The sequence below is a fragment of the Deinococcus misasensis DSM 22328 genome, assembly GCF_000745915.1.
GTDB classification, from domain to species: Bacteria; Deinococcota; Deinococci; order Deinococcales; family Deinococcaceae; genus Deinococcus_C; species Deinococcus_C misasensis.
Map to the genome: position 1 here is coordinate 40,456 of NZ_JQKG01000011.1, position 11,515 is coordinate 51,970.

11 protein-coding genes are annotated in these 11,515 nt (G+C 53.9%); 7 read left to right on the forward strand and 4 right to left on the reverse strand.

The features are described 5' to 3' along the window. Position 1 precedes the first annotated feature (1 nt). The 6 genes from Q371_RS08800 (at position 2) to Q371_RS08825 (ending at position 5,724) form a co-directional block, all read left to right on the forward strand. A complete protein-coding gene (locus tag Q371_RS08800) occupies positions 2 to 1,162 on the forward strand; it encodes a CaiB/BaiF CoA transferase family protein (protein WP_034339113.1) in 1,161 nt (386 codons plus the stop codon). Beyond that, entirely contained in the window at positions 1,137 to 2,294 is a 1,158-nt protein-coding gene (locus Q371_RS08805; protein WP_034339294.1) for an acyl-CoA dehydrogenase family protein, read from the forward strand. The genes Q371_RS08800 and Q371_RS08805 overlap by 26 nt, the downstream gene beginning before the upstream one ends. Positions 2,295 to 2,662: 368 nt before the next feature. Further along, positions 2,663 to 3,016 (forward strand): hypothetical protein, encoded by a 354-nt coding sequence (locus Q371_RS08810; RefSeq protein ID WP_157442604.1) that lies wholly within the window; start codon positions 2,663 to 2,665, stop codon positions 3,014 to 3,016. A 1-nt stretch (position 3,017) separates the two neighbouring features. Continuing rightward, positions 3,018 to 4,109, forward strand: coding sequence for a glutathionylspermidine synthase family protein (locus Q371_RS08815; protein WP_034339120.1), 1,092 nt, complete (start codon positions 3,018 to 3,020; stop codon positions 4,107 to 4,109). A gap of 206 nt (positions 4,110 to 4,315) precedes the next feature. Next, positions 4,316 to 4,984, forward strand: coding sequence for a rhomboid family intramembrane serine protease (locus Q371_RS08820; protein ID WP_034339122.1), 669 nt, complete (start codon positions 4,316 to 4,318; stop codon positions 4,982 to 4,984). A gap of 320 nt (positions 4,985 to 5,304) precedes the next feature. Beyond that, a complete protein-coding gene (locus tag Q371_RS08825) occupies positions 5,305 to 5,724 on the forward strand; it encodes a hypothetical protein (protein ID WP_034339125.1) in 420 nt (139 codons plus the stop codon). Between the two features lie 207 nt (positions 5,725 to 5,931). Here Q371_RS08825 and Q371_RS25530 read toward each other — a convergent pair whose 3' ends face one another. The 3 genes from Q371_RS25530 to Q371_RS08840 form a co-directional block, all read right to left on the reverse strand. Further along, positions 5,932 to 6,999: an HD-GYP domain-containing protein gene (locus tag Q371_RS25530; RefSeq protein ID WP_051963823.1), complete on the reverse strand. Its 1,068-nt coding sequence runs from the start codon at positions 6,997 to 6,999 to the stop codon at positions 5,932 to 5,934. Between the two features lie 141 nt (positions 7,000 to 7,140). Further along, the gene (locus Q371_RS08835; RefSeq protein ID WP_034339128.1) at positions 7,141 to 8,277 is read right to left on the reverse strand and encodes a citrate/2-methylcitrate synthase; all 1,137 of its coding nucleotides are present in this window, start codon (positions 8,275 to 8,277) and stop codon (positions 7,141 to 7,143) included. Positions 8,278 to 8,581: 304 nt separating this feature from the next. Beyond that, complete coding sequence (locus Q371_RS08840) at positions 8,582 to 10,009, reverse strand: aspartate aminotransferase family protein (protein WP_245618296.1); 1,428 nt, start codon at positions 10,007 to 10,009, stop codon at positions 8,582 to 8,584. A gap of 259 nt (positions 10,010 to 10,268) precedes the next feature. Between Q371_RS08840 and Q371_RS08845 the strand changes: the two genes are divergently transcribed. After that, entirely contained in the window at positions 10,269 to 11,027 is a 759-nt protein-coding gene (locus Q371_RS08845; RefSeq protein WP_034339131.1) for a fumarylacetoacetate hydrolase family protein, read from the forward strand. A gap of 171 nt (positions 11,028 to 11,198) precedes the next feature. Here Q371_RS08845 and Q371_RS08850 read toward each other — a convergent pair whose 3' ends face one another. Next, positions 11,199 to 11,456: a hypothetical protein gene (locus Q371_RS08850; protein ID WP_034339133.1), complete on the reverse strand. Its 258-nt coding sequence runs from the start codon at positions 11,454 to 11,456 to the stop codon at positions 11,199 to 11,201. Between the last annotated feature and the right edge of the window lie 59 nt (positions 11,457 to 11,515).

Consider the following 11,515-nt stretch of genomic DNA (forward strand, 5'->3'; position numbering starts at 1 on the left):
CATGCATCTTCCACTGACCGGAGTCACTGTTGCGGACTTCACACGGGTCCTGACCGGACCGTACTGCACCATGCTGCTTGGAGACCTCGGGGCAGATGTCATCAAGATTGAGCCTCCACAGGGAGATGACACCCGCCTCTGGACCCCTCCAGCCCGAGGCAGCGAAGCCACCTATTTTCTGAGTGTGAACCGCAACAAACGTTCGGTGGTCCTCAACCTCAAAGACCCCGAGGACCTGCGTCAAGCCCGCAAGATCATTGCCAGAAGCGATGTGCTGGTCGAGAACTACCGCCCCGGAACCATGGATAAACTGGGTCTCGGGTATGAAAATCTGAAAGCGGAAAACCCCAGACTGATTTACGCGGCCATCAGTGGATTTGGTCAGAGTGGTCCTTACGCGCACCTCAGTGGTTACGATGTGATCGCGCAGGGCATGGGTGGTCTGATGAGCTACACCGGAGAGCAAGACGGGGAACCCATGAAACTCGGGGTGGCGGTGGCTGATGTGTTCGCTGGATCATTGCTCACGCAAGCCATCTGCGCTGTGCTTTATGAAAGAGAAAAAACTGGGCTGGGCAGGCGCATTGATGTAAATCTGCTGGAAGGAATGCTCTCTCTGGGCACCTACCAGATCTCCAGATACCTGAACGCCTCGGAGGTCCCAGAGCGTCTGGGCAACGAGCACCGTTCCATCGTGCCTTACGGCATGTACGCCTGCAAAGATGGGCATTTCAATCTGGCGGTCGGCAATGATGCCCTGTGGATCAAATTCTGTCAGAGCCTCGGATTTGAAGACCTCCTGACCGAAAAACACCGCACCAACGCATCCAGAGTGGAACACAGAGACACCCTGATGCCCGAACTGCTGCGCCGATTTGCTCTCTTGACCCGTGCTGAACTGCTGGAAAAATTGCAAACAGCCGGGGTTCCCTGTGGCCCAGTTTATGATGTGCGTGAAGCCCTTGAAGACCCCCATGTGACCGCCAGAGGACTGGTGCAAGAAGTGCCCCATCCGACGGTTGGAAGCATCAAAACCACCCTGCCCCCGTGGGAACTGGACGGCCAGCATCCACCCATCCGACTGGCCCCCCCGACCCTCGGGCAACACAACAAAGACCTGCTGGAAGAGGAGACCCATGCTGGATTACCTGAACGTCCGTGACCTGCTTTCCAATGAAGAACGCCTGATCCAGTCCACCGTGCGTGACTTTCTGGACCGCGAAATTGCACCCCACATCGAACACTGGTGGAATGAGGGCCTCTTTCCAAAAGAGACCATGCAAAAACTTGGGGAAATGGGTTTGCTGGGCTCCAACCTTCCAGAGCAATATGGTGGGGCAGGGGTCAGCAACATCGCATATGGCGTGATGATGTATGAAATCGAGCGCATCGACTCTGGTCTCAGGTCTGCGGCCAGTGTGCAGGGTGCCCTCGTGATGTACCCGATTTATGCCTTTGGCAGTGAGGAGCAAAAACAAAAATACCTGCCTGAACTCGCCTCTGGACGCATGATTGGTTGCTTTGGCCTGACCGAACCAGATGGAGGTTCAGACCCCGGAGCCATGCGCACCCGGGCCAGACTGGATGGAGACCACTACGTTCTGAATGGCAACAAGATGTGGATCACCAACAGCCCTCTGGCAGACATTGCTGTGGTGTGGGCCAAAGACGATGAGGACACCATCCGGGGTTTCATTGTGCCCACAGACACCCCCGGTTTCTCTGCCCCCAAAATCACCAGCAAAATGAGTTTGCGTGCCAGCGTCACAGGCGAGATTGTGCTGGAAGATGTGCGGATTCCAAAAGACCACCTCCTGCCCCTCTCTGGCGGTCTTAAAAGTCCCCTGATGTGCCTGACGCAAGCCCGATACGGCATTTCGTGGGGCGCTCTGGGCGCTCTGGAAACCGTCTACACCTGTGCTCTGGAATACGCCAAAACCCGCACCACTTTTGGCAAACCCATTGGCAGCAGACAACTGGTGCAAGAGAAACTGGTGTACATGCTCTCTGAACACCAGAAAGGCTTGCTGTTGGCTTTGCGTCTCGGGCAACTGAAAGACCAGAACCAGTTGAAATTCGGTCAGGTGTCCATCGCCAAAAGAAACAACGTTCGGGTGGCTCTGGAAAGCGCCCGCCTTGCCCGAGAAATTCTGGGAGGCAACGGCATCACCACCGAATATCCAGTGGTCCGACACATGCTCAATCTGGAAACCGTGGACACCTACGAAGGGACCCACGACATTCACACCTTGATTGTGGGACGGGACATCACGGGGTTGAATGCTCTGGAGTGAGGTGCTGAGCGCTGAGGGCATTGTAGGGGCGAGGCGTGCCTCGCCCTTGGCAGAAGGCAGAAGGCAGAAGGCAGAAGGCAGAAGGCAGAAGGGTTTGCAAGGATGCAAATTCACCATCTCTGAAGTTTTTTCTGGCTGTCTTGCCCTTAAAACGTGCTTGCGGGGCGGCCCGCGTCGCACTGGGCGCTGTGAACTGTTGACTGAGAACTGTAAACTTCCCAGATTTCCATATCCATTGCGTGACTGTCTCCATCACCACCCACAAATCACAATTCTGTTACCATGAAATCAAAAGGCTGTCTCTGGTCCAGAGACAGTTTTTGTTGCAACCGGGCAAATGAAGTCCGCGTAATGAAAGGCATATGAGCATGAAAAAAAGCGCACAAATCAGTTTGGTGGTGCTGGCTTCCATCACCCTCACCGCCTGTTCCGATGATGATGAATCCCGCATGCAGTACAACAATCTGGCCGATTGCGTTCAAGAGTGGGGAGATTCCACCCTCTGCGAACCGGTGAACAATGGAGGGGTGTCTGCAGCTTACTTCCTTGGACCCTACTTCATTTACAAGGCAGGCAAGTACTATTACAAACGTTCTTCCCAGAAAAGCTACACCCCAGCCCCGAGTTTTGGTTCCCTGAGCAAACCCGGCAGCAGCAGCCGTTCCACCACCGTGATCCGCAGCGGATTTGGGGGCTCGGGCTCCAAGAGCAGCAGTTCCTGACATGCACAGGCACACCCTAGACCCCAGAAGCAACTGGATGGCCCGCTGTGAGCAGCTTGGCTTCACCTTTCATTCGGTGGGTGGTGTGTACTGGGACGAAAGCGTGTTTTATTCTTTCGATCTTGCCCAGATTGAAGCTCTGGAAAAAGCCACCAACACCCTGAATGAAATGTGTCTGGAAGCAGTCCAGCATGTCATTGACCACAGACGTTTCCGAGAGCTGGACATCGATGCCCGCATGGAAAACCTGTGCATCGACAGCTGGGAAAACGATCAGCTGGACATCTATGGCCGATTTGATTTCTCTTATGATGGCATCAACCCGCCCAGAATGCTGGAGTTCAACGCAGACACGCCCACAGCCCTTTTCGAGGCCAGTGTGATCCAGTGGGACTGGTTGCAGGGGGTTTTCCCTCACCACGATCAATTCAACAGCATCCATGAAAAATTGATTGCAGCATGGAAACGGTTTCCCAGACGCTCCACCCACTTTGCCTGTGTCACCGAATCTGAAGAGGATTACGTCACCACCCTTTACATGCAGGATGTGTGCACGCAGGCTGGACACATGACCCACACCCTGTTCATGAAAGACATCGGCTGGGATGGAGCAAAATTTGTGGACCTCCACAACCAGCCCATCGAACGGATTTTCAAACTCTACCCCTGGGAATGGATGGCCGAAGAAGCTTTCGCCCAGCACTTGCCTGTTGCCAAGACCCAATGGATTGAACCTGCATGGAAACTGATCCTGACCTGCAAAGGCATCCTGCCGATCCTCTGGGAGATGTTTCCCAACCACGAAAACCTGCTGCCTGCCAGCTTCAACCCCATGCCTGAAAGTGTGCGCAAACCCCTGTACTCCAGAGAAGGGGCCAACGTGGAATTGCCCACAGGCCTGTCCTCTGGTGGAGATTACGGCCTTGGCATGTGGATTTACCAGCAGTACCAGCCCCTCCCTGAATTTGACGGTTTTTACCCGGTGGTCGGCAGCTGGGTGATTGGTGGCGAAAGTGCTGGAATCGGCATCCGCGAGGACGACACCCTGATCACCAAAAACACCTCCCGATTTGTGCCCCACATCATCATGTGAAAAAGCGGTCGGTGGTCAGCGTTCAGCCCTCAGCAAAAACCACACAGCTGCACTTTTCTTGAGCAGGAGGCGATCAGGGAAAAGCTTCCTGCTCCCGGATGGTTTTTTCCGAGGACAGTCCCAATCTGTAGTCCTGTGCACGGATCTCTCAGCAAGTGCACGATTGGACACCACAAAAATCCCCTCTGGCGTGATACTGAAGAGGTATGTTTCCACTCTCTGACCTCAAAACCCATCACGCCAGAGTGAACCGCTGGATCATTGCCATCAACATTCTGGTGTTTCTGTGGGTGATGCTGGTGTCTGGCGGTTACCTCGGGCAACAGAGCATCAACCTGCTGGAAAAGCAAATTCCTTATCTGGTGTTCACCCCTGCGGTGTTTTCAGAAGATCCGGTGCAAGGGGTGGTCAGCCTGTTTGGCTCGATGTTCATGCATGCCGGGATTTTGCACCTGCTGGGCAACATGTGGTTTTTGTGGGTTTTTGGAGACAACATCGAAGACCACCTCGGGTCTTTCCGTTACCTGATGTTTTATCTGGCAGGAGGCATTGCTGCTGCACTGACGGAAACATACATGGGCGGAGATCCCGGCCTTTCCATGGTGGGGGCCTCTGGAGCGGTGGCTGCTGTGCTCGGGGCCTATCTGGTGATTTTGCCCAGAGCATGGATTCGCACTTACTTGCCACCCATTTTCATTTTTCACGTCCCTGCCTACATTTACCTGCCTTACTGGGCCATCGTGCAGTATTTTTCCATTCTGGCCGGAGAAGCAGGGGTGGCCTTTTATGCCCACCTTGGAGGTTTTGTGTTTGGCTTTGTGGCCATGCTGTTGTTGCGACGGCGTCCCACTTCACCTGTGACCCATCCTTCCTGAATTTGTGGTCCTCTTTTGGAGGGCCATTTTGGTCAGCGCAAAGTCTGACTTTTGGCATGTCACTTGAAAAAGCGTTCAGCGATCAGCCCTCAGCTTTCAGCAAAAAGCTCACCAAAAGGCTTTTGCAAACAGCAAAACAAAAAGCCACTCAGACTTTCCGTTCAAAAGGCAGCCAGAAAACTGTCCTTATGGCTGACGGCTGATCGCTGACGGCTGATGGCTCTTGGTGTTGGCATGGCCTGACAGTGACTTTGCGCTTACCCTGCCATTTTGGTGCATCACCCGTTTTCTTCGGACCAGAGTGTTGTACCCTGTTCGTTATGGTGACATTGAAAGTTCCATTGGGCGACCCGATTGAGTGGAAAGCCGACACCCCCGAGGAATTTCTTTCTCTGGTGAAAGCCAACTGTGAAGAAAAAGCGGTGCTGATCACCTCCAGAGGACAGGCAGAAGGCCGTGCCCGTTTCTTCTTCTACGATTCCAGCCAGTATGAAAAGCTGACTGAACGCGGAGCCGTGGCGGTGGGCAACGGCGTGTTCTACGCCCTGACCGAAGAAGTGCATCCTGTGCTGGATGGGATTTCTCTGGAAGACCCTTCTTTGCAGCTGGAATTCTCTTACAAGCGCGAAATCAACAAGATGGAGTGCGTCTTGCAATACATCGGCACCATTGATGGGTTCAATGTGTACCGTGTGCTGGTGCTGCAGGACGAAGAAGACATTTTGTTGGAACCGTTTTAAAGCATTTGATAGAGAAATAAGAGGTTGATGCTTGAGGTCATGTTGTTTGAAATAGAAGAATTCTTTTGAATCCTTCTATTTCACTGTTAAACGCAGTAAATCCCCCCGTTGCTCCTTTCACTCCAGGCGATACCCTTAACGAAGGGGTAGAAGGACCCATAGCTCGGAGGACTTGCCAGCGACTTCAGCTGTGCACTGTGAACTTCTTCAAGGCAATCCCCCCAGATGGTTTTTCTCAAGGTTTTTGAGGATGCCTCTGGGGGTTCTTTTGTAGCGCACGGTGTTTTGCTGGTCGGCCAGCATGATTTCGCCCTGCTCGATGAGGTCCAGAAAAGCCGGGACCAGAGCTGGATCAAAGTGGGTGCCACTGTGGTCTTTCAGGTACTGCATGGCCTCTGGGAGGTCCAGAGGGGTGCGGTAGGTGCGGTGGCTGGTGAGGGCTTCAAAGACATCCACCACGGCCAGAATGCGACCAAACAGGGGAATGTCTTCGCCTTGCAAACTGTCCGGGTAGCCTGAGCCGTCAAATTTTTCGTGGTGTGCCCGCACCCCTTTGGCAATGTTGCTGAAGAAAGGGGAGACGGCGTTCAGGATGTCGTGACCATAAATGGTGTGCCTGCGCATCAGGGCGTATTCCATGTCATTGAGTTTGCCGGGCTTCTTGAGGATCACCTCTGGGACACTGATTTTTCCGAGGTCGTGCATCAGACCCGCCCAGTACAATTCATCCAGCTCTTCGCTTTTCAGGCCGACTTTTTGCCCGAGCTGGAAGGCATTGTAGGCCACCCGCTCACAGTGGCCCACCGTCTCGTTGTCGCGGCTTTCCACCAGACCCACGAAGGTTTTGAGGTTCTGCTCGTAGGTTTCGGCCAGTTTGAAGGCCAGTCCCTGAGAACTGCGGATGCGTTGTTTGAACAGGCTGGCAAAAGTGCCCACCACCGATCCAGTCAACATGAAAAACACTGTGCGGAACACCCATCCACCCAGAGACTGCATTTCTCCGGTCAGGGTGTTCAGGGGCATGAATGGCCCAATGGAAAGGCCTGCCAGCAGCCCAAAAAACAAACCTCCACGCACCCCAAAGGAAATGGCACCCAGCACCACAGGAATGTACATCAGGTGGACGTAAACAAAACGGGTTCCGGTGGTCAGGTACACCAGCAAGGTGGTCAAAACCAGAAAACAGCCAATCACCAGCATGATGATGATGCGGGTGCGCGGTTTGCCAGACATCAGGATGTCGGTCAGTTGGATCATCTGGTGTGAAGTCAGCATGAACTCCTCTGGTGGACCTGAAAGTTGGGATGGCAGAAAGGGTGGAACTGTTTCCCATCTTAGCCTGAAGCACTGCTGAAGTTTAAGCACAGAACACAAAAAACCCGTGCATGGGCGCACGGGTTTGGGGTTCAGAGGGGATTATCTCTGGTCGATGTCCACGTAGTGCTGGTCCACAGGACCGGTGTACAGGGCGTTGGGACGGAGCAGACGGTTGTGCTCAACGTACTCCAGCACACTGGCAACCCAACCACTGATGCGGGCCAGAGCGAAAATGGGGGTGAAGAACTCTTTCTTGATGCCCAGGTCGGAGTACACCACACCGCTGTAGAAGTCCACGTTGGGGTAGAGCTTCTTGGCGCTCAGTTTTTCCAGCACGATGGCTTCAATGCGCTCGAGCATCTGGTAGTAGTTGCTCTTGCCCTGTTTTTCGGCCACCAGAGCAGCGTAGTCGCGGAGCACGCGGCTGCGGGGATCGAAGTATTTGTAGACGCGGTGACCCACACCCATGATTTTTTCTTTGCGCTCCAGCTTGCCGCCAATGTATTCATCGACGTGGCTGAGGCTGCCAATGTCATCGAGCATGTCCATGACGGCCTCGTTGGCGCCACCGTGCAGGGGGCCTTTGAGGGAGCCCACAGCGCTGGTGATGGAACTGTACATGTCCGAAAGGGTGGAGATGGTGGCAATGGCGGTGAAGGTGCTGGCGTTCATGCTGTGGTCGGCGTGCAGAATCAGGGCCATGTCGAAAAGACGGGCCTCTTCTTCGGTGGGTGCGTGGCCTTTGAGCATGTACAGGAAGTTGGCAGCATGGCCGAGGTCGCGCCTGGGAGCGACAGGCTCTTTGCCTTCCTTGACGCGGGCAATGGCAGCGATGATGGTGGCAAACTGGGCAATCAGGTGAATCCCGATGCGGTAACGGCCTTCAGAGGTGTCGTCTTCGCTGTGGGGATCCAGCAGACCCAGATGGCTGACTGCGGTGCGCAAGGCCTGCATGGGGTTCATGCGGCGTGGGTAGTGTTTGATGGTTTCAATCAATTCCTGGGGAACGTAACGGTTCTGGCGCAGGGAGTGGTCAAACTGCTCCAGTTCTTTGCTGTTGGGCAGTCTGCCATGCAGCAGGGCATAAGAGAGTTCTTCAAAGCTGGACTTCTCTGCCCATTCCTGAATGCCGATGCCCAGGTGGGTCAGGATGCCTTTTTCACCATCAATGAAGGTGAGTTTACTTTCGGTGAAGACCACGCCTTCTAGTCCTCGGGCGATGGGAGTGGTAGTCATTGCACAAACTCCTTTAATGAACCTTTTTGAAGGTTCGAGAAATCAAAAAAGGGCCGCTCGGGTTTCCTGAGTGTCAGTTTAACACCTGCTACACCACTTGTTTACCCGAGCCCTTAAACAGTTGTACACAGATAAAACTGCGAGCCATAGGGCAAAAAACTTCAAAAAAAAGTGGTTTACTTGATTTTGTTTTTTTTCATCCAAAATCGGTACTGCCTCAGTAACGATTCACGCAAGGGGTTTCTCAAAAAAGCGTCCCCTCCGAAAACAAAGTTCCAGAGGGGCATTGGCTTCACAAATTCACTTAAGTGGCGAATTTGATCAGGTCGATCAAAGTTTTGGGCGGGGTGTTCACAATCAAACGGCTTGCTCTGGGGTTGCGTTTTGCGGTGTTTTCCACCCGGTTCAGCATCTCGTTGAACACCTCCTCGGGCATGGTGAGGGCAGGGGTCAGGCGCAGGGTGCGGGTGCTGTTGAGGCTCAGGTTCAGGATCAGACCGTTCTGGTAAAACTGCCTGAGGGCCAGAAGGCCAGAGGCTTCTGACACCAGTTCTGCCAGATCCTTGTTGGACTGGATGATGCCCAGACGGGAAATGTCACGGAAGACCATCGCCATCAGCATGCCTTTGCCCCGCACATCGGTGATGAACTCGGGGTAACGTTGCTGGATGCCTTTCAAGCGGTCCAGTGCCACTTTCCCCAGCCGTGCAGAGCGCTCGGGCAGGTTTTCATCGATCAGGATTTCCAGCGATTTGAGGCCCACAGCCATGGCCAGAGAGTTGCCCCCAAAGGTGTTGGAGTGGCGTTTGCAGTCCAGACCGCCCAGCACCTTGTCAAAAATCCATTTGCGGTAGATGGTGGCTCCCACCGCGCTCATTCCGCCACCCAGAGGTTTGGCAAGCGTGATGATGTCTGGCTTCATGCCTCCGTCGATGCTGGCAAACCAGCTTCCCGTGCGACCCAGACCGGACTGGATCTCGTCCACAATGAGCAGGATTCCGGTGGCTTCACACACTTCACCGATGCCGGGCAGGAAACCCTCTGGGGGCAGGATCACTCCGGCTTCGCCTTGCAGGGGCTCCAGAATGATCGCAACCACCTGATCTGCGCCGAGTTTCTTGATGGTGGTTTTGACGGCGTCCAGATCCCCATAAGGCACCGTATGAATGTTCGGTGCCAGAGGCCCAAAATCCTTCTGGATGGCAGGGTTGGGCGTCAGGGACATGGTCATCTGGGTTTTGCCGTGGTAAGCCCGACGGAAATTGATGATGTGTTTGGCTTTGGGACGTGCAGCTTTGGCGAATTTCACGGCGGCTTCGTTGGCTTCTGCCCCCGAGTTGGAGAAAAACACCTTCGAGTCGCTGTGGCTCGGGTCCTGCTGGGCCAGCAATTTCACCAGATTGAACTCAAGAGCTGCCCTCCATGTGGAGGCAGACTGCTGAGGCAAACCAATGGTGTGCAGGTTTTCCAGATAACTTTGCAGAAACTGCACCAGAGGAGGATACCCATCCCCAAAAGGCACAGCAGAATAACCGCCGGTGTTGATCAGACGCTTGCCACTCGGGTCTTCGTATTCCCAGGGGGTGACGGTTCTGAAAGGACCCACACAACCCAGAATGCTCAGGGCACGGATCAGGTCGGTGTTCCCGTGTTCCATTTCGTGCGTCAGGGCACGTGCGCTGCTGTAGCGCTCTGAGAGGACTTCATCGGTTCGGATGAAAGAGGCAGACATGGTGTTCATCATACGCCGAATTTCTGAAAAGATAAATGACTCTGGGTCGGTTAAGTAGGTGGGCCATGCCTTGTCCTTCCACTGCCCGTTTTCGCAGTGTTTCTGAAATTCTCGGGTGACTGATCTGAGCAGATGTTGCTTCAACCTCGTTGTCGTTTCCTGACCTTTCCATTCGCTTTGCTCAAGCAGAAGTCCGTTCAACTGACTTCTGCTGAAAGCAGTAGAATACTCCCAAAATCCAACCTGAAAGAGGCTGACCATGCGCATTGTTCGTTTTGAAAAAGAAGGCCACATCCACTGGGGAGAAATTGACCAGCAACTGGTGCATGTGCTGACAGGCTTCATGGGTGAAAAAACCGCTGTGGGCTTCGACCTCACCGAAATCCAATTGCTGGCCCCCGCCACCCCGAGCAAAATCGTCTGTGTGGGCCGCAACTACGCCGACCACATCAAAGAAATGGGCAACATGGGACCGGGGGGCGATCTGCCCAAAGAGCCCGGCTTGTTCCTCAAAGCCCCCAACACCCTCGCCAACCCCGAGCAAACCGTGTTGTACCCCTCCTGGACAGAGAACCTGCACTTTGAGGGTGAACTGGGTCTGGTGATTGCCCGGAGAGCCCAGAACGTCAAGAAAGAAAACGCTCTGGATTACGTGTACGGCTACACCTGTGCTCTGGATTTGACCGCCAGAGACCGCCAGAAGTCCGACTTGCAATGGTTCAGGGCCAAAGGTGCAGACCATTTCTGCCCTCTGGGGCCATGGATTGAGACCGAACTGGATCCTTTCCACTTGCAGGTCATGACCCGTGTCAATGGTGAGACCCGCCAGAATGGCAACACCGAAAACATGATTTTTGACATCCCCACCGTGCTGGAATACGTGACGCAATTCATGACTCTGGAAGCCGGAGATGTGGTCATCACAGGCACACCCGATGGGGTTGGCCCACTGAACAGGGGAGACCGTGTGGAGGTCGAAGTGGAAGGCATCGGTGTGCTGGTGACGCACATTGGATGAGGCAGAAGGCGGAAAGCTGAAGGCATTTTCATGTCGCTGGAGCTGAAGTTTGATCCGTCAGCAAGGCCAAAACTTTGATTTTTGAGCAGGGTTTTCTGCCTTCAATTTTTGACCTTCTGCAAAAAGAGAGACGGCTTTTCAAAGCCGTCTCTCTTTTGATTTGCTGATTGTTCATTCCCAGATTTCTGCAAAATCCACTTTCAACTCGTTTCCGTTGGATGGACTGTTGGACAGTGGAACATCGCTTTTGATGCGCTCCAGAGAGGCCACCAGACATTTTTTGCTTTCTTCATTGTGGATCACAGTGACCGGTTTGGAGTACACCATGCTGTCGTGAAGAATGTTGGTGGTGAGGTTGCTGGCCAGAATCACGAATTCTTCTTCGGACAGTTCCTCTTTGACTTCGACATTGTAGTTGTTGATCTTCATGCGGCCAGCTCCTATCCCTCTTGAGATGGTGTGACGCTGTTCATGCGCCTTGTGAAAGT